General features: G+C 67.9%; 21 protein-coding genes and 1 pseudogene. 11 read left to right on the plus strand and 11 right to left on the minus strand.

The features are described from left to right. From ABZ463_RS27585 to ABZ463_RS27600, 4 genes and pseudogenes are all read right to left on the minus strand, one after another. Nucleotides 1-259 (minus strand): annotated as a pseudogene (locus tag ABZ463_RS27585) (hypothetical protein); the annotation flags it as partial. 449 nt (nt 260-708) lie between these two features. After that, nucleotides 709-1878: a hypothetical protein gene (locus ABZ463_RS27590; RefSeq protein ID WP_362780437.1), complete on the minus strand. Its 1170-nt coding sequence runs from the start codon at nt 1876-1878 to the stop codon at nt 709-711. A 135-nt stretch (nt 1879-2013) separates the two neighbouring features. Beyond that, on the minus strand, nt 2014-3171 hold the full coding sequence (locus tag ABZ463_RS27595) for a serine protease (RefSeq protein ID WP_362780439.1): 1158 nt from the start codon (nt 3169-3171) through the stop codon (nt 2014-2016). Between the two features lie 224 nt (nt 3172-3395). Continuing rightward, the gene (locus ABZ463_RS27600) at nt 3396-4976 is read right to left on the minus strand and encodes a hypothetical protein (RefSeq protein WP_362780442.1); all 1581 of its coding nucleotides are present in this window, start codon (nt 4974-4976) and stop codon (nt 3396-3398) included. Nucleotides 4977-5037: 61 nt separating this feature from the next. On the opposite strand from ABZ463_RS27600, the gene ABZ463_RS27605 reads away from it, so the two are divergent. The 4 genes from ABZ463_RS27605 (at nt 5038) to ABZ463_RS27620 (ending at nt 8064) form a co-directional block, all read left to right on the plus strand. Further along, nucleotides 5038-5202: a hypothetical protein gene (locus tag ABZ463_RS27605; protein ID WP_362780444.1), complete on the plus strand. Its 165-nt coding sequence runs from the start codon at nt 5038-5040 to the stop codon at nt 5200-5202. 92 nt (nt 5203-5294) lie between these two features. Continuing rightward, nucleotides 5295-5828, plus strand: a complete 534-nt coding sequence (locus ABZ463_RS27610; RefSeq protein WP_362780446.1) for an SSI family serine proteinase inhibitor — start codon at nt 5295-5297, stop codon at nt 5826-5828. 370 nt (nt 5829-6198) lie between these two features. Then, nucleotides 6199-7092: a hypothetical protein gene (locus ABZ463_RS27615; protein ID WP_362780449.1), complete on the plus strand. Its 894-nt coding sequence runs from the start codon at nt 6199-6201 to the stop codon at nt 7090-7092. Nucleotides 7093-7101: 9 nt separating this feature from the next. Then, nucleotides 7102-8064 carry a zinc-binding dehydrogenase gene (locus ABZ463_RS27620; protein WP_352015121.1) on the plus strand — a complete coding sequence of 321 codons (963 nt, stop codon included), beginning with the start codon at nt 7102-7104 and terminating at the stop codon, nt 8062-8064. An 86-nt stretch (nt 8065-8150) separates the two neighbouring features. Here ABZ463_RS27620 and ABZ463_RS27625 read toward each other — a convergent pair whose 3' ends face one another. The 5 genes from ABZ463_RS27625 to ABZ463_RS27645 all read right to left on the minus strand — a co-directional run bounded on the left by ABZ463_RS27625 (nt 8151) and on the right by ABZ463_RS27645 (nt 14502). Further along, entirely contained in the window at nt 8151-8861 is a 711-nt protein-coding gene (locus tag ABZ463_RS27625; protein WP_352015122.1) for a helix-turn-helix transcriptional regulator, read from the minus strand. Continuing rightward, nucleotides 8858-9655 carry a DUF4097 family beta strand repeat-containing protein gene (locus tag ABZ463_RS27630; protein ID WP_352015123.1) on the minus strand — a complete coding sequence of 266 codons (798 nt, stop codon included), beginning with the start codon at nt 9653-9655 and terminating at the stop codon, nt 8858-8860. Before ABZ463_RS27630 ends, ABZ463_RS27625 begins: the two co-directional genes overlap by 4 nt. 66 nt (nt 9656-9721) lie before the next feature. After that, nucleotides 9722-9898 (minus strand): DUF6104 family protein, encoded by a 177-nt coding sequence (locus ABZ463_RS27635; protein ID WP_362780452.1) that lies wholly within the window; start codon nt 9896-9898, stop codon nt 9722-9724. A 99-nt stretch (nt 9899-9997) separates the two neighbouring features. Continuing rightward, nucleotides 9998-13666, minus strand: a complete 3669-nt coding sequence (locus tag ABZ463_RS27640) for a multifunctional oxoglutarate decarboxylase/oxoglutarate dehydrogenase thiamine pyrophosphate-binding subunit/dihydrolipoyllysine-residue succinyltransferase subunit (RefSeq protein WP_362780455.1) — start codon at nt 13664-13666, stop codon at nt 9998-10000. A gap of 170 nt (nt 13667-13836) precedes the next feature. Further along, entirely contained in the window at nt 13837-14502 is a 666-nt protein-coding gene (locus tag ABZ463_RS27645; protein WP_352015126.1) for a phenylalanine--tRNA ligase beta subunit-related protein, read from the minus strand. A 224-nt stretch (nt 14503-14726) separates the two neighbouring features. On the opposite strand from ABZ463_RS27645, the gene ABZ463_RS27650 reads away from it, so the two are divergent. From ABZ463_RS27650 to ABZ463_RS27675, 6 genes are all read left to right on the plus strand, one after another. Beyond that, nucleotides 14727-15737, plus strand: a complete 1011-nt coding sequence (locus tag ABZ463_RS27650; protein WP_352015127.1) for an ABC transporter substrate-binding protein — start codon at nt 14727-14729, stop codon at nt 15735-15737. Then, complete coding sequence (locus ABZ463_RS27655) at nt 15734-16543, plus strand: ABC transporter ATP-binding protein (protein ID WP_362780458.1); 810 nt, start codon at nt 15734-15736, stop codon at nt 16541-16543. The genes ABZ463_RS27650 and ABZ463_RS27655 overlap by 4 nt, the downstream gene beginning before the upstream one ends. After that, nucleotides 16536-17423, plus strand: a complete 888-nt coding sequence (locus tag ABZ463_RS27660) for an ABC transporter permease (protein WP_362780459.1) — start codon at nt 16536-16538, stop codon at nt 17421-17423. The genes ABZ463_RS27655 and ABZ463_RS27660 overlap by 8 nt, the downstream gene beginning before the upstream one ends. Next, the gene (locus tag ABZ463_RS27665) at nt 17423-18760 is read left to right on the plus strand and encodes an LLM class flavin-dependent oxidoreductase (protein WP_352015130.1); all 1338 of its coding nucleotides are present in this window, start codon (nt 17423-17425) and stop codon (nt 18758-18760) included. The genes ABZ463_RS27660 and ABZ463_RS27665 overlap by 1 nt, the downstream gene beginning before the upstream one ends. Continuing rightward, entirely contained in the window at nt 18757-19311 is a 555-nt protein-coding gene (locus ABZ463_RS27670) for an NAD(P)H-dependent oxidoreductase (RefSeq protein ID WP_362780462.1), read from the plus strand. The genes ABZ463_RS27665 and ABZ463_RS27670 overlap by 4 nt, the downstream gene beginning before the upstream one ends. Before the next feature lie 177 nt (nt 19312-19488). Then, a complete protein-coding gene (locus ABZ463_RS27675) occupies nt 19489-19995 on the plus strand; it encodes a flavin reductase family protein (protein ID WP_352015132.1) in 507 nt (168 codons plus the stop codon). A 37-nt stretch (nt 19996-20032) separates the two neighbouring features. On the opposite strand, the gene ABZ463_RS27680 is transcribed toward ABZ463_RS27675, so the two are convergent. Both ABZ463_RS27680 and ABZ463_RS27685 read right to left on the minus strand, forming a co-directional pair. Next, nucleotides 20033-21091, minus strand: a complete 1059-nt coding sequence (locus ABZ463_RS27680) for a dihydrodipicolinate reductase (RefSeq protein WP_352015133.1) — start codon at nt 21089-21091, stop codon at nt 20033-20035. 470 nt (nt 21092-21561) lie between these two features. After that, nucleotides 21562-22203, minus strand: a complete 642-nt coding sequence (locus ABZ463_RS27685) for a dioxygenase (protein WP_362780464.1) — start codon at nt 22201-22203, stop codon at nt 21562-21564. 218 nt (nt 22204-22421) lie between these two features. Between ABZ463_RS27685 and ABZ463_RS27690 the strand changes: the two genes are divergently transcribed. Next, the gene (locus ABZ463_RS27690) at nt 22422-23411 is read left to right on the plus strand and encodes a helix-turn-helix domain-containing protein (protein ID WP_352015135.1); all 990 of its coding nucleotides are present in this window, start codon (nt 22422-22424) and stop codon (nt 23409-23411) included. The last annotated feature ends 304 nt before the right edge of the window (nt 23412-23715 follow it).

Genomic DNA, 23715 nt, shown 5'->3' on the forward strand with positions numbered 1-23715 from the left:
CCGGCTTGCCGTCGGGGGAGTAACCGCCACCGGACTTCCAGCCCGTCGCGGAGGCGTCGTGGTAGTACGCGGTCGCGCTCTTCAGCGCGGCGTTGTTCGACGCGCTCCAGTAGCTCGCCACGGACTTGGCGGCGGCGTTGTTGTTGGCCAGCGGGTCGGTCGCCCAGTCGGGGGCGGCCTGAGCGGTGCCAGCCAGACCAGCGGCCAGCAGACCGGAGGCGAGAATGGCGCCACCGGCCGGGAGGAGGATGCGCTTCAAGGGAACTCCTTGGTCTGATGTGGAACGCTCTTGCGTCCCAAGCGTCAGTAAAGGGATAGCCAGAAACATACAGGGGCGATCTTCGTAAGCGGAAGTTGTTCCGCTAAGTAAAGTCGCCGGTCAACCCCTCCCGGACCGCTCCAAAGCGGACTGGGGAGGGTGGGGCTTCTGGGGCTCATGTGAGGCATATTGCATATTTCGGCAGATCAGCGAAATGTTGATATTGAAGAAGGAGATCGCCTGCGGAGAGCCCTCCGCTTGGTCGGCCGGGGTTCCATGTGACGCAGATCACACTTTTCGATGGCACCAAATCGGCTCGAACTACGTCTAACGCGCCCGTAGTCAACCTGTCGTGGAATCGTCACTTACCGGGAACCCGGACAAAAAGGACGCGAGGCCCGGCGGATGCCGGGCCTCGCGTTGTGTGAGGAGAGAAAAAGCCTCGGGTTCTAGCGGTAGAGCTCCCCGTTGGGGCCGACGATCTTGCCGGACCAGACGTTGGAGGCCTTCTTGTAGATGTCGGCGGTCTCACCGTCGAAGTACGGCGAGGTGATCAGGTCGTAGCGGCCGTTCTTGTCCTGGTCGCCGAAGAGGCTGGTGACGCCGTTGACGTAGCCGAGACGCTTGGCGTTGCTGTACCTGACGAGCCAGGGGCCACCGTCGGCGCCGGGGGTGAGGGCGGCCTTGAGGCCCACGTGCTCCTCGACCTTCTCGGCGGGCGAGACGTAGACCTTGCCGGTGGTCTTGCCGTACACCCACTTCGGCGTGATGCCGGTGTAGGGCTTGTCACCGTCGGGGTGCGGGGCCTGGGGGTAGCCGAAGACGTACACGCCCTGGCCGGTCCGCTGGTTCCAGGTGAAGCCCTGGCCGCCGACGTTGTCACCGAGGCGACCGGCGTCCCTGGACAGGCCGATAAGGTAGTCGCCGCCCTTGGTCCACTTGGGACCGGTGAACTTGTCGTACTCGGCCCTGGTGACCTTCTTCTCGCCGTTGGCGAGGACGCCGTTGTAGACGGTGACGAACGCGTAGTCGCGGTCGTAGTCCTCGTAGACGTCGAAGTCGTAGTGCGTCCAGGCGGTCTTACCGACGTAGACACCGTAGGGAGCCTTGCCCTGGTAGTAACCCGGGACGAAGACCCACCGGTCGAGGACCTTGGGGTCGCCGACACCGGCGGTGTCGTAGACGTTGTGGGCGGCGGTGACGACCAGGTTGCGGTACTTCGACTGCACCGAGGTGGCCGAGGCCCACTTCGGGCGGCCACTGGCGTCGACCCAGAACACCTTGCCGATGGTCCTGGGCAGGTTGATGTTCTTGACCATGGCGGGGGCGGCCTTCTCCTCGCCGATGGGGAGCACCGAGCCGGGCTTGCCGTCGGGAGAGTAGCCACCGCCGGACTTCCAGGAGGGCGGGGTGCTGTCGTGGTAGTAGGCCGTCGCGCTCTTCAGGGCGGCGTTGTTCGACGCGGTCCAGAAATCGACGACGGAGACCGCCGCGGCGTTGTTGACAGCCATCGGGTCGGTGGCCCAGTCCGGGGCGGCCTGGGCGGTACCGGCCAGGCCGGCGGCCAGCAGACCAGCGGAGACGACGGTGCCGGCGACGGGAAGGAGGATGCGCTTCAAGACTGCTCCTTGCGCTGCTTGAGTGCAGGCATCGGAATCAGGGGACGACAGAAACCTATGCAGACAGGTAAGGGCAAAGGCTGATATAAGGCTGCCTTAAGTCCCTTTTAAGGTAGCCATAAGGTTCCTATAAGGTCAGAAGGCGCGCTGGCGGTCGGCGTACTCGTAGACCACATAGGTCGACTGGATGAAGTACGGAGAGGAGATGCGGTCATACTTCTTGTCGGTGTCGGTGTCCCAGGCGAAGCTGTTGATGCCGTTGAGATAACCAACGCCCTGCCGAGGATCGTAGTAGATCAACCAGGGCCCGCCGCTTGCTCCGCCGGTGAACGTGCAGCCCAGCGAGATGCCCATCTCGACCAGGCGGGTCGGCGCCTTGGTCTGGTAGGTGCGCCCGTCGCACCACAGCATCCGTTGCCCGTCGTACGGCCTGCTGCCGTCGATGTTGGGGGCGGCCGGATAGCCGAAGGCGAAGACGGACAGCCCGACACCGCGGTTGACCATCAGGCCCTGGCCGCCGACGTTGTCCTCCAGGCTGCCGACCGACTCCATCTGGTAGGTGTCCGCCGCCTTGCCGGGCTTCCACACGAACCCGTCGTGCACTGTCACGAAGGCGTAGTCGTAGTCGTAGTCACCCTGGGCGGTGAAGTTCTCGTGCAGGTTGAGCGAGTGGCCGACGTAGATGCCGTACGGCGTCTTGCCCTGGTCGTAGCCCGGGATGAAGATCCAGTAGTCGGCGTGCCTGTTCCGCTTGGGGTCGAAGGCGCAGTGTCCGGCCGTGGCGACCAGGTGGTGGTTCTTCGAGGCGACGGCCGAGGCGGAGCACCAGTACTCCTTGTCGCCGATCTTGAAGAAGACCTTGCCCACGGTGCGGGGAAGGTTGCTGCTGGACGGCTGCTTCTTCGTCGGCAGGACAGGGCTGACGACCGGCGAGGAGGCCTTGGGATTGCTGTAGGTGACGGCCTTCACCGCCGTGCCGCCGCTGGCCGTACCGGTGGGGGTGGGGGAGACCGGGGCGGAGGAGGCCTTGCTGCCGTCGCTGGGCTTGACCTCGGGGGTGGCGGGGTTGTTGTTCTGGGCCTGCTTGAGCTTGGCCGGGCTCCAGTACTCCGCGATCCGCTTCACATCCGCGTTGGTCTTGGTCAGCGTGATGGAGGTGATGCTGCCCGCCGTCGCCTTCCCTGCCTGGGTGCTCACGGCGCCCGCACTCCCGGTGAACGCGGACACGACGAGCACGCCGGAGGCCACGAGGGCGCTCAGGGGGGCCGTCAACCGCCTCACGCGGGGGGACATGGCGGGTGTTCCCTTCTGGGATCAAGGGGAAAAGTTGGTCGTAAGGGGTGATTTTTCCAGATCGATTTGGTTTTGGGCAGTTCGGTGGAGTGATCTGCTTTGAGGCCTTGGCCGTAGGGTTTTGCAGTCCTCCTTGAAAGAGTATGCATCTTCGGACATAAACCCCCCGTCAGACGGGGGGAAGACCCGCCATCGGCGGGTCTTCCCGTTCACGGTGTCCGTCCTCAGACGGGAAGCTTCCCGGTCCAGAGGTTGGCCGCGTACTTGTAGATGCCGTAGGTCTCACCGTTGAAGTACGGGGTGGTGACCCGGTCGTAACGGCCGTTCTTGTCACTGTCGAGCGTCAGGCTCACGACGCCGTTGAGGTAACCGGTCCGCTTGCTGCTCTTGTACTGCAGCAGGAACGGGCCGCCGCTGGCGCCGGGGGTGAAGGCGCACTTGATGGCCTGCTGCTCCTCGGCCTTGAACTGCGCCACGACCGGAGCCGCGCCGGTCGCGCCGTAGCACCACTTCATGGTGTGACCGCTGTAGGGCTTGTCACCGTCGAGGTGGGCCGCGGCCGGGTAGCCGAACGTGAAGACCTTCTTGCCGGTCCGCTGGTTCCAGGAGAAGCCCTGGCCGCCGACGTTGTCGCCGAGACGGCCCGCGTCAGCCAGGAGCACCACGTAGAACTTCGTGTGGAAGTAGAGCTCCTTGACCGTGGTCTTGACCCACTTCTTCACGAAGTACTGGGTCTTGTACCAGGCGATCTCGGTGCCGTTGACGTCCTTGGTCGCCTCCAGCTTGCCGAGGAAGTTGCCGTCGGCCTTGTCCTTGAGCAGCTTGTTGTACTGCTCCTGGCTGATGGCGGTCTTGCCCTTCTCGTCGCTGAGGCGCTCGAACTTGGCGCCGTTGTCCAGCCCGGAGGGAGCCTTGCCGTAGGTGTAGGCGTCGACCTCGACCGCGGTCAGCTTCACGCCGCCCCGGCCGTCCTTGACGTAGTCCTCGATGTACTTCGAGGCGTCGCTGGGCTTGCCGACGGTCTCGACCTCGGGGTCGGCCGACTTCTTCCAGAACGGGCCCTTCTCGCCGTACTTCGAGTAGCCGGCCTCGTACTCGTCCTTGGAGATCGGCTTGTCCTCGGTGTACTTGAAGCCCTTGGCGGCCTCGTACTCCGAGATCGTGGTCTCCTTGACCCCGGTCTGCTTGACGCCGTTGTAGACGTTGACGAACGCGTAGTCGTAGTCGTAGTCCTCGTAGACGTCGAAGTCGAAGTGGACGTTGACCTTGGAGCCGACGTAGATACCCCAGGGGGCCTTGCCCTGGTAGTAGCCGGGGATGAACACGAAGTTGCTGTAGGGCTTGTTCGTGTCGGTGTCGTAGACACAGTGACCCGCGGTGGCGACCAGGTTGCGGTACTTCGACTGCACCGAGGTGCCGGAGCACCAACGCTCCTGGCCCTTGTCGTCGAGGAAGAAGACCTTGCCGACCGTGATGGGAAGGTTCAGGTTCTTGGACCTGCCCGCGCTCTTGCCGCTCTCACCGGTGGGGGCGACGTTCCCGGCCTTGCCGTCGGCGGAGGCGCGCGAGGCGCCGGTCTTGAGCTTGGCGGAGACGGTGCCCTCGGAGGTGTACGTCTTGGCCGACTTCAGCTTGGAGGGGGTCCAGTAGCCCGCGATGGCCTTCGCGTTGCCGGAGGCGGCCAGAGTGATCGTCTTGCGGTCCGGAGCGGCCTGAGCTGAGGACGCGAGAGTCGCACTGACCATGGAGGTGGCCACGACGGCACCGCCAAGGGGGAGGATCAGGTGCTTTGCTCGGAAGTTCAATCTAGCTCCTTCTTTGTCATGGGTCACTCGGGACGCAACCCACGCATGCGTAAAGAGACAAGTGCTGACCGTACTAGGCAAAGAACGGTTAAAAGACAACAAAACGGACATCACAGGGTACCGTTATGTTTTCGTTACCAAACGGATGGAACCGAATTCGCAAGATCGGCGTCTGATCTCTCCCGCTTTGAATGTGCCGGAAGCCGGCGCCTGCGCCGGGCTGTGAGCTGCGAAAACGGGAGAGTCGGTCGTTGCCGGGGCGGGACGGGTGCGGAAGGCTGAGCCGCACCTGGCGTCACGCGACATTCGGGGGAATCCTTGCGACGTCTCATCGGCCTGGCAGCTGCCGGGTTCCTGGCCCTGCCCTTGTCCGGGTCCCTGTTCGGTACGGCCGCCGCCTCGCCGCCCCATGGGTCCGACCGGGCGGCGAACGCGCCGGTCGGGTCCGGCCCGCCGTACCCGGGAGAGGTGGTGCCGATCGTCCCCGGGCCGGTCAGGCCGGGCGGGGACCGGCCGCCGAACCGGGTCAGGACGTTCCTGCTCACCTTCGCCCGTGGCGAGAGTCCGACGCCGGTCCTCCGGCACGTTCTGCTCATGTGCGACCCGCCGCGGGGCACGCACCCCGATCCGGTGGCGGCGTGCGGCGCACTGGTCGCGGCCAAAGGGGACCCGGGTGCGCTCACGCCCCTGTCCGGCGTGGTCTGTACGACCCGGTACGACCCGGTCACGGTGACCGCCACCGGGACCTGGGATGGAAGGTTTGTCCGATTCGTTAAGACCTACGGCAACGACTGCTCGCTGTACGCCGCGACCGGTGCGGTCTTCTCCTTCGGGGAGCGCTCCAAGTCCTGAACGGGGTCCGGTCTCCACGGCCGGGTTCCGTACGGAAAGTCCTGACTCGGAAAAGGCCGTTCCGCTGTCCTGAAAAGAAAAGGGACGGCCTTACCCGGCGGTTGACGTGGAACGATTCAGCACGGCCGTGCGGTGGGGCGGATCCGCAGGTGAGAGGCCTGTCCATCACATCATGGGAAACTCCGGCAACACCGGTTCCCCCTGCTTCTCCGGTATCCGTGGGAACAATGGGCCGCCGGAATCACGGACCTCCCGGTGTCATGAAGCGGTGACACATCGGTTCCGATTCGTGATCGAGATGATCTAGGCGTGGGCGTCAAACGCCGCCGAAGATGGACGAAAGCCGTAATTTCGTGAAGGCAGTCTGAACGTGGCCGGGGATCCGAACGACGTCATCGAGTCCAAGGGGCCCGCGGGCCCCAGGCGCTGGGTCGGGATCGCGGTGCTGGCCGCGCTCGTGGTCGTCCCGGTCGTCAGCCTGCTGGCCAGCAGGAATCCCGGGCTTCCGCCCGTCCCCGACACGGGGGCCACCACCTCGGGCGCCGTCTCGGCACCGGTGGCCGCGTCGGCCCCCACCAACGTGCTCCACCCCAAGCCACGCCGCAAGGGCGGCAAGGAGATCCTGGACGTCGTCTTCCCCGACGGCACGAAGGCCGAGATCGGCTATCCCGCGGAGCTCGGCCTGGCCGAACTGGGTGTACGGCCCGCCCTCGGCGGCTGGCTCGACGGCTACTTCAGCCTGTACCGGGAGCTGACCGTTCCCCCGGGAGGGCGCGACGAGATCGCCCAGGGCGGCCCCATGATCCGTGAGCTGGCCGGCCAGAGCACCCTCTGGCAGTCGGCGAGCCCCACCGAGGGGCAGATCATGCTGTTCGACTTCACTCCCTGGTACGTCACCTTGCGCGACCAGAGGAACGGGATGACCTTCGAACAGCGGCAGCTCTGGGCCAAGAACCTGCGCGGTGAGGTGACGAAGGACGGCTACCTTGTGCTGAAGGCCTCCTCCCCCGTACGGCTGGGCAAGTCCGGGCAGATCTTCAGAGGAGGACTCGCCGGGCCGCGGCTGTGGTTCGGCGGATTCGGCGGGCCACTGGTCGTGGTCGCGCCCATGCCGGGCTGCGACACCGCCGGGATCGGCCCGATCGAAGCGGGGCAGGGCGTCTCGGAGAGCGTCTGTAAGAACGGGATATACGTCGCGGCCTCCGGGGAACGCGACATCGTGGAGCGGGTGATCGCCGGAGTCAGGGGCAAACCGGTTCGGTAGGGTGCGGCCATGTTCGCCGTAACCGCCACCCGGATCGACCCGGAGGACCCGCTCGCCGGGCTCACACTCGGGCAGCGCCCCGACCCCGAGACGCCGGACGGCTGGACCGTCGTCACGGTGCGGGCCGCCGCGCTCAACCACCACGACCTGTGGACGCTCAAAGGCGTGGGAATCCGTCAGGAGAGGCTGCCGATCGTCCTCGGCTGCGACGCCGCGGGTGTCGACGAGGACGGCAACGAGGTCATCGTGCACGCGGTGATCGGGAAGGGAGCCGACGAGACACTCGACCCAGGAAGGTCGCTGCTCTCCGAGGTCCACGACGGCACCTTCGCCGAGCGGGTGGCCGTACCCCGGCGGAACCTGGTGCCCAAACCCGCCGCGCTCAGCTTCGAGGAGGCCGCCTGCCTGCCGACCGCGTGGCTGACCGCCTACCGGATGCTGTTCGAGAAGGCGGGGCTGGAACCCGGTTCGACGGTGCTGGTCCAGGGGGCCGGCGGCGGTGTCGCGACCGCACTGATCGTCCTGGGCCGGGCGGGTGGCTACCGGGTCTGGGCCACCAGCCGGTCGGAGAAGAAGCGGCTGCACGCCCTGGCTCTCGGCGCCGACCAGGTCTTCGACAGCGGCGCCCGGCTGCCGGAGCGGGTGGACGCGGTGATGGAGACCGTCGGCCAGGCCACCTGGGCGCACTCGCTCAAGGCGCTGCGCCCGGGTGGCCGGATCGTCGTCTCGGGGGCCACCAGCGGAGCCGTACCGCCCGCCGACCTCAACCGGGTCTTCTTCCTGCAGCTTTCCGTGGTCGGTTCCACCATGGGCACCCGTGACCAGTTGGGCAGGCTGGCCCGCCTCCTGGAGCAGACCGGTGTCCGGCCGACGATCGACCGGGTGCTCCCGATGACCGAGGCCCGCGCGGGGTTCGCGGCCCTGCGGGACGGCGACGTCTTCGGAAAGATCGTCTTCACCCTGCCGGGCTGAAGCCCGCTCAGGCCGAAGCCCGCCGGGCTGAGGACCGCTGGACCGAATCCCGCCCGGCTGAGCCGTACCCGGTCGGGCCGCGCGGGTCAGCGCAGGGCGTCGCGGATACGACGGGCCGCGTCGTAGAGCGCGTCCTGCGCGGTGGCCAGTGTCTCCTCGGTCACCCGTCCCGCCGCCGTGTCCTGGCGGACCTCCTGGACGAACTCGGCAAGCATCTGCCCGAGCTGGTCGTCGGCCTCGGTGGGGCCGTGGCCGGTGAAGCTCTCCGCCCAGTGCTGTTTCCACTCGTGTTTCCACTCGTGGGCCTGGCGCTTCCACTCATGCTTCTGCCGTCGCCACTCGGCCTTCTGCTCCCGCCAGGACTCGCGCTGCTCCTGCCTGACCTGCTGCTCCTCGTGCCTGACCCCCTGACGCACCTCGCGCGCCATCTGGGTCAGCTCGTCGCGCAGTGACCTGACCGTGTCACGCACGTCCTCCTTGACCTCGCGGGCGATGTCACGGACCGACTCGGAGATCTCCTGCTCAAGGTCGGCGAGCTCGTCGCCCCTGGCCTTCAGCTCCTCCTGACCCTGCTCGGTGAGGGTGAAGACCTTCTTGCCGTTCACCACCTCGTGAGTGACCAGACCCTCCTCCTCCAGACGGGCCAGGCGGGGGTAGATCGTGCCAGGGGAGGGCGAGTAGACGCCGAGGAAGCGGTCCTGGAGCAGCCTGATCACCTCGTAACCGTGGCGCGGGCTCTCCTGGAGCAGCTTGAGGAGGTAGAGACGCAGCCGCCCGTGGCCGAAGACCGGGCTCATGCCAGTGCTCCCTTCAGCAGGGTGACGTCCGCGGAGAGAGTGGTCGCGGCCAGCGAGGCCATGCCCCCGCCGATGCGGCCGCTCAGCGTCTTCGCACCCGGCTGGCTGGTGTGGCGCAGCTCGGCGAAGGCGGTGTTGATCCTGCCCGAGGTCGAACGGATGGTGACGTCGGTCTCGACCGTGGACGGAAGCCTGAGCACGATCTCGCCGGAGACGCTGTTCAGCGTCACATGACCGGTCGGCGGAAGCTCCAGGTCGGCGGTGATCCGGCCGGAGACGGTGGTCGCGCTCAACCGGCGGGGTGTGCCCTGGGCCACGGTCAGCTCACCCGAGACACTCTTGAAGGACAGGTCGCCGACCAGGCCACGGCTCTCCACGGTCCCGGAGACGGTGTCGGCGGTGATCTCGCCGCTCACCCCGTCGAGCACGATCTCGCCGTTCACGCTCTTGACCGAGGTGCGGTTCTCGAAACCGGCGACGACGGCCGAGGCGGAGACCACTCCCGCGCTGACCGGGCAGTCCTTCGGCACGGTCAGGGTCAGGGTGGCCTCCCTGCGCCCCGGCTGCAGCCAGCCGAGCACACCCTCCCACGTCAGATCCTTGTAGGTGACGACGAGCGTGCCGTCGTCGTCGTGGGTGACGATCAACGGCGGGGTGCCGATGTCGGTGACCTCAAGGGTGGGCGGCCCCTCGCTGGCCAGCACCGCCAGCCTCCCCGCCACTATCCGCACGTTGAGCTTGCGCACGGTGTCAAAGGTGAGCTGCTCGGGTTTCTCGATCGTCCACTGCCGCATGTTCGTGACCTCCTTATGGAGACACGATATGTCGCGTTATGGGCAATGGTCAAGATATATCGTGTTTTACTCGTCCTCGTCGTCCAGCCGGGCCAGCCAGGTCGCCAGCCGCTCGACCGGGGTCTCGAACTCGGGGTTCAGGTCGACGAACTCGCGCAGCCGCTCGGCGAGCCAGGTCAGGCTGACCTCCTCCTCGCCGCGGCGCGTGACGAGCTCCTCGATGCCACGGTCGGTGAAGTACATCGTCGTCCTCTCTCAACAGGTCTCTCGGCAGGTCTCAAAGGGGAAAGTCCCCCACAGGATCGCCTGTGGGGGACTTCCTCGGTGTGCTTCTGGCCCGGTCTAGCCGAAGACCTCGTCCAGGATCTGCTGCAGCTCCGTCTCGTGCGCGGAGTGCGAGCCGGTCGCGGGGGAGGAGTTCGCCTTGCGGGAGATCCTCCTGAGCCTGCGGCCGCCGAACGCATCGGGGTGCTCGACCATCTTCAGCGTCAGGAACGGCCACGGGCCCATGTTGGCGGGCTCGTCCTGCGCCCAGACCACCTCGACGTCGTCGCCGTAGCGGGCCAGCTCGGCCTGCAGCGGGTTCGCCGGGAACGGGTAGAGCCGCTCCAGACGGACGATCGCCACGTCGTTCCTGCCCTGCTTCTCCCTGGCCGCGGCCAGGTCGTAGTAGATCTTGCCGGAGCACAGGACGACCCTGCGGACCTGCGCCGGGTTGACCGTGGCGTCGCCGAGCACGGGCCTGAACGACCCCGAGGTGAACTCGCTGACCGCCGAGACCGCGGCCTTGTGCCGCAGCAGCGACTTGGGCGTGAACACCACCAGCGGACGGCGCCGGTTCGACATCGTCTGCCAGCGCAGCAGGTGGAAGTAGTTGGCCGGCAGCGTCGGCTGGGCCACCGTCATGTTGTCCTGGGCGCACATCTGCAGGAAGCGTTCGATGCGGGCCGAGGAGTGGTCGGGACCCTGACCCTCGTAGCCGTGCGGCAGCAGCAGGGTGACGCTGGAACGCTGACCCCACTTCTGCTCGCCCGCGGTGATGTACTCGTCGATGACGGACTGGGCGCCGTTGACGAAGTCACCGAACTGGGCCTCCCAGGCGACCAGGGCCTCGGGGCGCTCCACGCTGTAGCCGTACTCGAAGCCGAGCGCGGCGTACTCGCTGAGCAGCGAGTCGTAGATGTAGAGCTTCGTGGTGCCCTGGTTGAACGCCTTCAGCGGGGTGTGCTCGGCGCCGGTGACCCGGTCGACCAGCACGGCGTGCCGCTGGGTGAAGGTGCCACGCCGGGAGTCCTGGCCGACGAGACGGACCGGGTGGCCGTCGATCAGCAGCGAGCCGAAGGCCAGGGTCTCGCCCGTGCTCCAGTCGATGCGGTCCTCGGCGACCATCTGGCCCCGGCGCTGGAGCACCGGCAGCAGACGCGGGTGGACGGTGAAGCCCTCCGGCAGGTTGAGCTGCGTTTCGATGATCCGCTTGACCGTCTCCTCGGAGATGCCCGTCGGGGTGTCCTCGTGGGACCAGGGGATGGTCTCCATGGTGTCGGGACGGGCGAACTCACCGGTCGGCTGCTTGACCGCCTCGCGGGTCTCGGCGAAGGCGTTCTCCAGCTTGGCCTGGTAGTCGCGCAGCGCGCTCTCGGCCTCCTCGACCGTGATGTCGCCCCGGCCGATCAGCGCCTCGGTGTAGAGCTTGCGGGTCGAGCGCTTGGCGTCGATCAGGTCGTACATCAGCGGCTGGGTGAAGCCCGGGTTGTCGGACTCGTTGTGGCCGCGGCGGCGGTAGCAGATCAGGTCGATCACGACGTCCTTGCGGAACGTCTGGCGGTACTCGAAGGCCAGCTTGCCGACCCGGACCACGGCCTCGGGGTCGTCGCCGTTGACGTGGAAGATCGGCGCCTGGATCATCCGGGCCACGTCGGTGGCGTACACGCTGGAACGCGAGCTGGCCGGGCTCGTGGTGAAGCCGACCTGGTTGTTGACCACGATGTGCACGGTGCCGCCGGTGCGGTAGCCGCGCAGCTGCGACAGGTTCAGCGTCTCCGCGACCACGCCCTGACCCGCGAAGGCCGCGTCACCGTGGACGAGCACGGGCAGGACGCTGAAGCCCTCCTCGCCGCGTTCGAGCAGGTCCTGCTTGGCGCGGACCACGCCCTCAAGGACCGGGTCGACCGTCTCCAGGTGGGAGGGGTTGGCCACGACGGAGGCCTTGAGCTTGGAGCCGTCGGGTGAGACGAAGTCACCGCTGGCGCCCAGGTGGTACTTCACGTCGCCGGAGCCGTGGGCGCTGCGCGGGTCGATGTTGCCCTCGAACTCGCCGAAGATCTGGCCGTAGGACTTGCCGACGATGTTGGCCAGCACGTTCAGCCGGCCGCGGTGGGCCATACCGATGACGGCCTCGTCGAGGTCCTCCTCGGCGGCGGCAGACAGCACCGAGTCGAGCAGCGGGATCAGGGACTCGCCGCCCTCCAGCGAGAAGCGCTTCTGGCCGACGAACTTCGTCTGCAGGAACGTCTCGAACGCCTCGGCGGTGTTGAGCCGCTCCAGGATGCGCAGCTGCTCGGTGCGGTCGGGCTTGGCGTGCGGACGCTCGACCCGCGCCTGGATCCAGGCGCGCTCCTCGGGGTTCTGCATGTGCATGTACTCCACGCCGATGGTGCGGCAGTAGGAGTCACGCAGCACGCCGAGGATCTCGCGCAGCTTCATCAGGGGACGGCCGCCGAAGCCGCCGGTGGCGAACTCGCGCTCCAGGTCCCACAGGGTCAGCCCGTGCGACTTGATGTCGAGGTCGGGGTGCTTGCGCTGCTTGTACTCAAGCGGGTCGGTGTCGGCCATCAGGTGACCGCGGACCCGGAAGGCGTGGATCAGCTCTATGACACGGGCCGACTTGGCGACGTCGTCGTCGTGGGTGGCCGAGATGTCCTGGACCCAGCGGATCGGCTCGTACGGGATCCGCAGGGCCTCGAAGATCTCGTCGTAGAAGCCGTCCTCGCCGAGGAGCAGCCGGTGGATCTGGCGCAGGAAGTCACCCGACTGGGCGCCCTGGATGATCCGGTGGTCGTAGGTGCTGGTGAGCGTCATGACCTTGCTCACCGCCAGGCGGGAGAGCGTCTCCGGGGAGGCGCCCTGGTACTCGGCGGGGTACTCCATCGCGCCGACACCGATGATCGTGCCCTGGCCGGGCATCAGACGCGGCACCGAGTGGACGGTGCCGATCGTGCCCGGGTTGGTCAGTGAGATCGTGGTGCCCGCGAAGTCCTCCACGCCCAGCTTGCCGGACCTGGCCTTGCGTACGATGTCCTCGTAGGCGACCCAGAACTGGCGGAAGTCCATGGACTCGGACGCCTTGATCGAGGGCACCAGGAGCTGGCGGGTGCCGTCGCTCTTGGCGACGTCGATGGCCAGGCCCAGGTTGACGTGCTCGGGCTTGACCAGCACCGGCTTGCCGTCCACCTCCGTGTAGGAGTGGTTCATCTCCGGCAGGACCTTGAGGGCCTTGATGACCGCGTAACCGATCAGGTGCGTGAACGACACCTTGCCGCCGCGACCCCGCGACAGGTGGTTGTTGATCACGATGCGGTTGTCGATCAGCAGCTTCGCCGGTACGGCGCGCACGCTGGTCGCCGTCGGCACTTCGAGGCTGGCCTCCATGTTGGCGGCCGTACGGGCGGCCGCGCCACGGAGTCTGACTTCCTCGGTACCGGCGGGCAACGGGGTCTCCTGCTTGGGTCGGGCAGCCGGCGCCGAGGTTGGCTTCGGCGCGGGGGGTGCCGGAGTGGCCGCCGGGGTCACCGGCGCCGCAGCGGAGGTCGGGGGAACGGGAGCGGCCTGGGCCGTCCCGGGGGGCGCGGCTCTGCCCGCCCCGGAGTCAGGGCTGTAATCAGCGAAGAAGTTCCACCAGGCACGGTCCACGGACTCGGGATCCTGGAGGTACTTCTGATATAGCTCGTCGACCAGCCATTCGTTTTGACCAAAGGCTGCCAGCGGGTTTGTCCGCGACGACTCAGACGACACGGCGGAAATCGCCCTCTTCCGCAGATCGGCGTTGATGATAGAGAACCTGTCCAAGGCTACTCGCCCGGACCCGGACCTGCGCCAGTCTGACCGCAGCTCTCCGCCTGATCCTCTCAGGACAGCTCAAAACGGTCATCCCCGGGGGGTCCATCTGGGTGGTACCGGTCTGGTCATTCATGCTCGACGAGCCTGGACTCGATCTTGACGCCCGGCGTCACGGCCTCAAGCAGGGCCTTCAGCTCCTCGCCCGCGGCGTGCAGTTCGTCGAGGGACATGGGGGCCAGGCGCTCCAGCAGGAACAGCGCGTCGGTCGTCTCCTCGGTGATCCGGGTCCGCACGCACTGCCGCCAGTTCCACCGTCTGCAGGTGACACCCAGGTCGTCGCGCCAGACCACCTCGCCGATCTCGGGGGTGTCGATCACGGTCTCGCCCTTGTCGATCACTTCGAACGGCTCGTCGCCCACGGCCCTGACCAGCCTGGCCGCCCCGGCGTAACGGCCGAGGTCCTCTCCGCCGATGGGGAGCCCGTGCCTGACGCTGACCGTGTTGTAGGCGTCGACCACCAGGTTGATCTCCGGCAGCGGCATGCGCCTGACCAACGCGTCGACGGACGGCCTGGTCCGCTGGGGTTTGGCGCCGAATGCCCGGTAGGCCTCCCGCCAGGCCTCGACCTTCGGGTCGTCCGCGGAGACGGCCTCCTGGGCCGCCGTCGCCAGCCAGGCCCTCGACCTGTCGTCGGTCGGGCCGTTGCGCAGGCCGTACACGGCCATGGCCAGGACGGCGAAGTCCGGCCGCAGCGCGCTGACGGCGGGGTCGACCCGGATGTCCTCAATCACGGACCTCAGTCTAGGTCGTCCCCTGTCACATACTTCTCACCTACGATTTCATGCAAAACAAGTAGGAAATATTGACTAAGCGTGGAGTCGTGCGTAGCTTCTCCGGTATGGGCCTCTATCTGACCCGGTGTGCACATGTCGACTTCTGTCGCGTGTTCAGTGCTCTGTGTCCGTGATCACGAACCGACCTCCGTCCCCCTTCCTTCATCCCTCAGGAAACGTTCGTGATCAAGTTCAGAAACGTCCCGTTCCTTGTGCTGCTCGCTCTCGGCCTCGCGGGCTGCGGCGCGGAGGCCGCGGCCAAACCCGGTGCGCCGGAGACCCTGGAGCTGCGCTACCAGGGCAACGTCGGCGCCGTGACCTTCCCCGAGCTCGCCGAGGACCTCGGCTACCTCGCCCCTGTGAAGCTCAAGTGGATCGGCAACACGATCTCGGGGCCGCAGGACATCCAGGCCGCCGCGACCGGGCAGACCGACTTCGGCGGCGCGTTCAACGGCGCCATCATCAAACTGGCCGCCGCCAAGGCTCCCATCAAGGCGGTCGTCGGCTACTACGGCAGTGACGCCGACAGCTACGTCGGCTACTTCGTCCCCGACGGCTCGCCGATCAAGGGTCCCCGCGACCTGATCGGCAAGAAGATCGGCGTCAACACCCTCGGGGCACACCTGGAGGCCGTGCTCAAGGAGTATCTCAAGCGCGGCGGCCTGACCCCCGAGGAGATCAAGCAGGTCGAGCTGGTCGTCGTGCCTCCGATCAGCACCGAGCAGGCGCTGCGCCAGGGCCAGATCGACGTGGCCGCGCTGAACGGCGTCCTGCGCGACACGGCCCTGCAACGCGGCGGCATCCGCGCCCTGTTCAAGGACATCGACCTGTTCGGCCCCTTCACCGCGGGCAGCTACGTGCTCACCGACAGGTTCATCGCCCGCAACCCCAACACCACGAAGAAGTTCGTCGAGGCGGTCGCCAGGGCCGTCGAGTGGACCCAGACCCACTCCCGGCAGGAGTACGTCGCCAGGGCGGAGGCGATCATCGCCAAACGGCACCGCAACGAGGACACCGCCGCCATCAAGCTCTGGAAGAGCAGCGGGGTCGCGGGCAAGGGCGGCGTGATCGACCCCAGGGAGTTCCAGATCTGGATCGACTGGCTGCAGCGCGCCGGTGAGATCAAGCCCGGCCAGGTCAAGACCGAGGACCTCTTCACCAACGCCTACAACCCGTTCGGAGGCAAGGGATGAAGCTCCAGATCCAGGGCGTCGGCAAGGAGTTCGCCGTCCGCGGCGCCGACCGGCCCTTCACCGCCCTCGACGACGTCGACCTGGACGTGCGGGAGGGGGAGTTCCTCACCCTGGTCGGGCCGAGCGGCTGCGGCAAGTCCACCCTCCTCGACCTGCTCGCCGGACTGGCCGTGCCGAGCAGGGGCCGCATCCTCCTCGACGGGACCCCGGTCGAGGGGCCGGGTCTCGACCGGGGAGTCGTCTTCCAGCAGTACGCGCTCTTCCCCTGGCGCACGGCGCTGTCGAACGTCGAGTTCGGGCTTGAGGCCAAGGCCGTACCGAAGCGGGAGCGCGCCGAACGGGCCAGGGCGCACCTGGAGCTGGTCGGGCTGCGCGGGTTCGAGGAACGCTACCCGCACGAGCTCTCCGGGGGCATGCGCCAGCGGGTGGCCATCGCCAGGAGCCTCGCCTTCGACCCGGAGGTGCTGCTGATGGACGAGCCGTTCGCCGCGCTGGACGCCCAGACCCGCGAGTCGCTCCAGGAGGAGCTGCTACGGATCTGGCAGCGGACCGGCAAGACGGTGGTCTTCATCACCCACGGCATCGACGAGGCCGTCTACCTCGGCCAGCGGGTCGCGGTCATGACCTCCCGCCCCGGCCGGATCAAGCGGATCCTCGACATCGAGTTCGACAGCCGCGAGGGCGACCTGCGGGCCGACGCCCGCTTCGGCGCCTACCGCCACGAGGTGTGGACGCTGCTGCGCGAGGAGGCCGCCGGGGCCGCCAGGATCGAGACGAGGGCCGAGGAGGTGGTCCCCGTTGGCTAGCGTCTCGACCAGGACGGTCTCCACCGAGGTCACCACGCGGGGTCTCGCCAGGGAGGCGCTCCAGGAGGCGTCCCGTACGGCGGGCGCCGTCCCGGGAGCCGGTACCCGCCTGCTGCGCGGTACGGCGCGCGCCGCCGTCGCGGTGGGCAGGCGCACGGCCGCCATCGCCGTGCTGGCCGTGATCTGGGAGGTCCTGCCCCGCCTCGACGTGGTCGACCCCACCTTCCTGCCGCCGCTCTCGCAGGTCCTCACGGCGTGGTGGGACCTGCTCGTCTCGGGTGAGCTGCTCGACCACACCCAGGCCAGCCTGGTCAGGTCACTGGCGGGATGCGTCCTGGCCATCGTGGTGGCCATCCCGCTCGGTCTGCTGATCGGCTGGTACCGGCCGGCCGCCGAGTTCCTCAACCCGCTGCTCGAACTGTTCCGCAACACCGCGGCGCTGGCCGTGCTCCCGGTGTTCGTGCTGATCCTGGGGCTCGGCGAGACGTCCAAGATCTCGATCATCCTGTACGCCTGCGCCTGGCCGATCCTGCTCAACACGATCGCGGCGGTGCGCGGGGTCGATCCGCTGCTGGTCAAGTCGGCCAGGTCGATGGGACTCGGGCCGTTCCGGCTGTTCCAGAAGGTGATCCTCCCCGCGGCGGTACCGACGATCTTCACCGGCATCAGGCTGGCGGGGGCCTACTCGATCCTCGTGCTGATCGCCGCGGAGATGGTCGGCGCCAAGGCCGGCCTCGGCTACCTGATCAACTACGCGCAGTTCAACTTCCGGGTGCCCGAGATGTACGCGGGCATCCTCACCATCTCGGTGCTCGGACTGCTCATCAACCAGCTCCTCGTTCGTCTGGAGCGCCGTTTCTCGACGTGGAGGACCTCCTGATGACCGAACGCAGGCTCCATCTCAACGCGTTCCTGATGGGCGTCGGCCACCACGAGGCGGCCTGGCGGCACCCGGAAACCGACCCCGGCCTGATCGCCGACGTACGGCACTACCAGGAGCTGGCCAGAATCGCAGAACGGGGCAGGCTCGACTCGGTCTTCCTGGCCGACGGGCTGGCCCTGTGGGGAAACGTCCGGCACAACGCCCTCGGCGGGCTCGAACCGCTCACGCTGCTGGCCGCGCTGGCCGCGGTCACCGAGCACGTCGGCCTGATCGCGACCGTCTCGACCACCTACAACGAGCCGTTCCACGTGGCGCGCAAGTTCGCCTCGCTCGACCACATCAGCGGCGGCAGGGCGGGGTGGAACATCGTCACCTCCGCGACCGAGGCGGAGGCGCACAACTTCGGAATCGAACGCCCCTCCCACGGCGACCGCTACGCCCGCGCCACGGAGTTCCTTGAGGTCGTCACCAAACTCTGGGACAGCTGGGAGGACGGGGCGATCCTCAACGACCGCGCCGCGGGCCGCTACGCCGACACCGGCAGGATCCACGCCCTCGACCACGTCGGGACCCACTTCAGGGTCAGGGGCCCGCTGAACACCTCCCGTCCCCCGCAGGGCCATCCCCTGCTGGTGCAGGCGGGCTCCTCGGAGGACGGCAAGGAGTTCGCCGCCCGGTTCGCCGAGGCCGTGTTCACCGCCCAGCAGACCCTCGCCGAGGGGCAGGCGTTCTACACCGACCTCAAGTCCCGCCTCGCCCGGTACGGCAGGCGCCCCGGCGAGCTGCTGGTCCTGCCCGGCATCTCACCGATCATCGGCTCGACCCAGGAGGAGGCACTCAGGCTGGAACGGGAGCTCCAGGACCTGATCATCCCCGAGTACGGCGTGCAGCAGCTGTCCACCATGCTCGGCGCCGACCTGTCCGGCCACCCGCTGGACGAGCCGCTGCCCGAACTGCCCGAGCCGAGTGACGGTCAGCAGAGCAGGTTCAAACTCGTCACCGACCTCGCCAGGCGTGAGCGGCTGACCCTGCGTCAGCTGATCGGCAGGCTCGCGGGAGGCAGGGGACACCGGGTGGTCGCCGGTACCCCTGAACTGATCGCCGACCAGATCCAGGAGTGGTTCACCAGCGGCGCGGCGGACGGCTTCAACATCATGCCGCCTGTCCTGCCGAGCGGCCTGGCGGACTTCGTCGATCACGTCGTACCCGAGCTGCAGGCCCGTGGCCTGTTCAGAACCGAGTACGAAGGCCGCACCCTGCGCCAGAACTACGGGTTGGCGCGACCGGTGTCCAGTTTTGAGCAGTTCGAGCAGAAGGTGTCGGTGGCCTCATGAGCATCGTGACAGTGGTGGGCAACCCGCGGACCGGGTCGCGCACGTACGCAGTGGCCGTCCAGGCGGCGCGGGCCGTGGCCGGGCGGCTCGGCGACGAGTGGTCCGGGCGGGAAGCCGAGGAGGAGGTCGTCGACCTGTCGGTCCTGGCCCCCTGGCTGCTCTCCCCCCAGACCTCACCCGAGGTGGAGGCGGCCCTCGACCTGGTACGGCGGGCCGACGTGCTGGTGGTCGCGAGCCCGACCTACAAGGGGACCTACACCGGCCTGCTCAAGGTCTTCCTGGACCGTCTTCCCGGAGGCGCGCTCGTCTCGGTCGTCGCGCTCCCGCTGCTGGTGCTGGGCGACGCCGGGCACGCCCTGGCCGTGGAGGTCCACCTGCGTCCTCTCCTGGTCGAGCTGGGCGCGAGCGTGCCGACCCCCGGGCTGGCGGTGGTCGAGTCGCAGATCCCCGCCCTGGACGAGGTCCTCGGTCCCTGGGCCGACAGGGTCGCCCCTCAGGTCAGGGCGGCGCTCACGGCGAAGGACTCGGCGGACTCGGTGACCCGGGCGTGAACGCGGCAAGGAGGGAGTCCCCGATGAGATCGGGAAGAGAAGGCGTTATGAATAGGTTGCGAATCATAAGCGTGGTTTACGCCCTGGAGGAGGAGAAGTGACCGAGCGGAACGACGCAACCGGTTCCGAGATCCTCTCCGGCGTTTCCGGTGTGGAACGACTCGCGGGGGAGGACTCGTGACCGAGACCCTCCCCGGCCGGGCCGTGGACGCCGACCGTTTCCGGCAGGCGCTGGCCGTACACGCGGCCGGCGTCGTGGTGATCACCGCGCAGGCGCGGGGGGTCCCCGTCGGCCTGACGGCCACGTCGTTCTCCTCGGTCAGCCTCACACCCCCGCTGGTCTCCTTCTATGTCGACCAGTCCTCGACCACCTGGCCCTCGCTCAGGCTCGCGGAGCACTTCGCGGTGAACGTCCTGGCCAGCGACCAGGCGGAACTGGCCTCAAGGTTCGCCCGCAAGGGCGTCGACCGCTTCGCCGCCCCGACCGAGTGGTGGCCGGGTCCCCAGGGGGTCCCGATCCTCGGGGGCGTCTCCGCCCAGCTGGTGTGCGTCCCCCACTCGACCGTCGACATCGGCGACCACGTCCTCGTCGTCGGCCTGGTCACCGAGACCAACCTCGTCTCCGACGACCGCCCCCTGCTCTACCACCGGGGCAGGTTCGGCCGCTTCACCCCGCACACCTGACCGTCCGGCGGGGACGCCCGAAGGACGTCCCCGCCGGTCAGGCCAGTCGTACGGTGCCCCGCCCGGTGGGAGGCGGCAGGTCGAGGAGGGTGCGGATGCCGGGCGGCGCCGCGCACAGGGCGGCCACCGAGTTGACCGCGTGGGCCGCGGCTCCGGCCAGGCCGTGGGAGATCGCGTCGAGGGAGACCGTCATCTGCGGCACACCCTCGATGTGGACGACGAAACCGGGGGCGGACCAGCGGTCGACCCTGTTGGCGTCCGCCTTGTAGACGCACTCGACGGTCATGAAGGGACGGCCTCTGACCAGCCCGCTGAACGTCCAGCGGGACGCGCAGACCGTGCCCTTCCTGACCAGGCCCGCGGCGATCTCGAACTCCTCCGACGCCAGGTCGAACTCGTCGCTCTCGTCGACCTCGTCGAGGGCCACGCCGAGGGTGCTCGCCACGAGCTGGACACTCTCGGCGAACAGGCCGCGCTGGTACGCACGGAACGGGCGCACCGCGGTCGCATAGTCCTTGGCCGAGCGGGTGAAGCCGAACAGGTCGACCACGAGCCTGCGGGACGGATGCCCCTTGAAGTCGGAGCACTCACGGACGTAGACGTGGTCGATCCTGCCGGACAGGCCGCTCAGCGCGATAGGGAGCATGTCGCTCACGAAGCCCGGGTTGATGCCGGTGCCGTGCAGGGAGGAGCCGCCCGTCGCGCAGGCGGCCTCGATCCGCCCGACGACCGCCGGACCGTAACACCACGGATAGACGAACCCCGTCGTGGTCACGACGTTCTTGCCCGAGGCGAGCAGGGCGCAGAACGTCTCCACGTCGGGTGTCGGATCCCCGTCGAAGGCGGCCGAGGGCAACGGCATGTGCAGCACGCAGTCGGCGTCGAGAGCGAGGATGCGCTCGACGTCGTCGGTGCACAGGACGCCGGTCTCCGGCAGTCCGACGAGCGGACCGGCGTCGAGACCGACTTTGCCGGGGTCGTAGACGAACACTCCGGCGAGTTCGAATTCGGGACGGCGGATCAGATTGCGCAGGGAGTATCTGCCAACGGCGCCCGTGGCCCACTGGACCACGCGGAGGGGCGGCGGTGGGGGCATGGGGGCCTCCAGCCCGGGGTCTTTGGGCAGGGCCGTACTGGGAGGAGTTGCATTGATTACCCTCGCCCGGTAAGTGCAGAAACTTTAGCAGAAATTCACACGCTCGATCACTATCCGCGACGGTCTGACACTCTGTCGTTTTCCTCCGTGCTTCGGGAGGGCGCGGATGTGAACATCATGGCTCACCAGGCGCCCGGAAAGGCGTCCCGGAAGGCAGAAGCATGTTCTGTGAAGTGCTGTGATGTCCGACAAAACACCCCTGTCGTGACATTTGCGACAAAAATCGTGCTTGACAATGGCCTTGACAGAAGATGTGTCAGGCCCCTTTGGAACGGTCCGAAGTCATGGTCGGTGAACGCCGGAGTTATGGCGGAGAAGGCGAGGCCGGGCCGCCGCTCCGCCTGGCTACGGGATAGGCGGAACGACGGCCCGGCCGGTCCAAGGAGGCCGTCAGGAGATCAGGCGGTCCGTCAGGGGACGTTGAGCACGAACTCGTAGGAGGCGGCGCGCCCACCGGGCACGGACTGCACGGTCATGAGAAGGCGCCGGTCGTAGATCGTGTCGGTCTGGTTGCGCGGCTCACCCGGGAAGTAGAGCTGCGTGGTCAGGATCGGCCTGTTGGGCGCCTGCAGCTTGACGTGGATGTGCCGGGTCCGCCCCGGGTAGAGGCCCGGGACGATCGTGGTCAGGGAGAAGGCGCCGTTGGCGTCGGTGAACTGGTGGCCGCGGAACCTGAAGCCGTAGTTGTCGTAGTTGCCGGCGTTGTCCGCCTGCCAGAAGTCCAGCAGCACATTCGCCAGCGGCTTGCACGAACGGCTGTAAACACGGCCGGTCACCGTCAGCTTGGTGCCGCCCGCTCCCGCCGGGACGATGTTGCCGGTCAGCGGGGAGTTGGGCTTGAAGTACGGCCCTTCGGTCTGCGCGATGGTGGTCGAGCCGCCGGGGGTGCAGGCCAGAGGCAGGTCCTGCCCCTGAAGCGCGGAGGCGGGACCCGCAATCGCGCCCGCGACCACCGGGGCCGCGATCGCGCCCAGGCCCACCGCCGCGACGAACTGCTTGCGGCTCAGGCCGGACTCCATTTCCTCTTCTGGGGTGAGAGGAATCTCGGACATCGAGGTTCTCCTTCAGCGAGGTGGTGGCCGTGCTGGGGGTGCGCACGGCTCCAGATGTGTATATCCATTCATCTGACTTGCAAGGTTGACTCTAAGTGCCAGTCTGTTGTCAGGGCGTGCCGGGCATAACGCGATGTTGGATCTGAATGGGATTGCCGCCGAGTGGAAACCAGGGGTGAAGCTAGGGTCATCGCCTCATTAACGCCGAGGAGAGCGTCATGCCCACACTCGTCAGTACGGCCGGCCTGCCCCCAAGGGAGCAGGTCGAGTTCTGGCGTAATGTCGTGTCGGACGCCTTCGGCCCGCTACAGCTGCGGGCCGGGGACACCGGGGGGTTCGCCGGCCGCATCGCGAGCCGTACCCTCGGCCCCGTCCAGGTCAGCGACGTACGCGCCCCCGCGCACGTGGTCAGCCGTGCCGCACGGCACATGACCACCAGGGGAGGCAGGGAGAACTACAAGTTCTGCCTGCTGTTGCGGGGCTCCGGAGTCATCGAGCAGGCGGGGCGCCGCGTCGTGGCGAGTGCCGGAGACCTGGTCTTCTACGACCTCAGCCGTCCGATGGAGCTTGTCCTCGACGCCCACCACCTGCTCGCCCTCACGGTGCCGCGCTCGGCCATCCCACTGCCCGCGGCCCACGTGGCCGACCTGGCGGGCACCCTGCTGGCCAGCAGACAGGGACCGGGGAGACTGACCGTCTCCTTCCTGACCTCCCTGGCCGCCGAGGGAGACGCCGTCGACGGGCCACACGGCCAGTACCTGGGGGAGGCCATCGTCAACATGGTGACCTCCGCCCTGAGTGAGCGGCTCAGCGGCGAATCGCCGGTACCCGGCGCGGGCGCCGAGCTGCTGCAGTGCATCACCGACTGGATCGAGCGCAACCTGCACCGTCCGGACCTGTCACCCGCCGTCATCGCGCACGCCCACCACGTCTCGGTGCGCCAGCTTCACCGGATCTTCCACGCGGCCGGCATGACCGTCGCCGCCCACGTGCGGACCCGCAGAATGGACCGCTGCCGCAGGGAACTGTCCACGGCCCACCTGCGCGCCGACCGGGTCAGCTCCATCGCGGCGCGCTGGGGCTTCTCCGACGCCGCCTCCTTCAGCCGGGCCTTCCGGCGGATCTACGGCTGCGCGCCCAGCGACTACCGCGCCGCCCTCGCCGACGAGGACGTCGAGGACGGTACGGCACAGCGACAGCCCGCCTGACCGGCGGCACGACCACTCGGGAACCGGCGTCCCCGCCCACAAGGCGGGCGGCCGGTGGCCCGAGAACCCGCATCCACCCGGTGGGGGGCGGATGCGCTGGCAGGGCCTGCGTTCATCCAGAGGGTGGAGGCAGGCCCTGCTGTGTCTCTTTGCGACGCCTTCGGCGTCGCGGGCTTGGGCGCTTCGGGTCGGTGCTTTCCCTCGTCTCTGCGTCGCTGCGCTCCTGCGTTCCTCAGTCCAAGCACCGACGCGCCCAAGCCGGACACTCCTCATGCTGAGGGCTGATAAGGCACAAGCCGGACAC

This window comes from Streptosporangium sp. NPDC020145, assembly GCF_040631275.1.
Lineage (GTDB): Bacteria > Actinomycetota > Actinomycetes > Streptosporangiales > Streptosporangiaceae > Streptosporangium.

Coding starts and splice junctions, on each gene's coding strand:
- ABZ463_RS27690 (WP_352015135.1), top strand. CDS start 22,422: ATGCCCACACTCGTCAGTACGGCCGGCCTGCCCCCAAGGGAGCAGGTC.
- ABZ463_RS27665 (WP_352015130.1), top strand. CDS start 17,423: ATGACCGAACGCAGGCTCCATCTCAACGCGTTCCTGATGGGCGTCGGC.
- ABZ463_RS27635 (WP_362780452.1), bottom strand. CDS start 9,898: ATGTACTTCACCGACCGTGGCATCGAGGAGCTCGTCACGCGCCGCGGC.
- ABZ463_RS27625 (WP_352015122.1), bottom strand. CDS start 8,861: ATGAGCCCGGTCTTCGGCCACGGGCGGCTGCGTCTCTACCTCCTCAAG.
- ABZ463_RS27620 (WP_352015121.1), top strand. CDS start 7,102: ATGTTCGCCGTAACCGCCACCCGGATCGACCCGGAGGACCCGCTCGCC.
- ABZ463_RS27670 (WP_362780462.1), top strand. CDS start 18,757: ATGAGCATCGTGACAGTGGTGGGCAACCCGCGGACCGGGTCGCGCACG.
- ABZ463_RS27680 (WP_352015133.1), bottom strand. CDS start 21,091: ATGCCCCCACCGCCGCCCCTCCGCGTGGTCCAGTGGGCCACGGGCGCC.
- ABZ463_RS27630 (WP_352015123.1), bottom strand. CDS start 9,655: ATGCGGCAGTGGACGATCGAGAAACCCGAGCAGCTCACCTTTGACACC.
- ABZ463_RS27595 (WP_362780439.1), bottom strand. CDS start 3,171: ATGTCCCCCCGCGTGAGGCGGTTGACGGCCCCCCTGAGCGCCCTCGTG.
- ABZ463_RS27655 (WP_362780458.1), top strand. CDS start 15,734: ATGAAGCTCCAGATCCAGGGCGTCGGCAAGGAGTTCGCCGTCCGCGGC.
- ABZ463_RS27685 (WP_362780464.1), bottom strand. CDS start 22,203: ATGTCCGAGATTCCTCTCACCCCAGAAGAGGAAATGGAGTCCGGCCTG.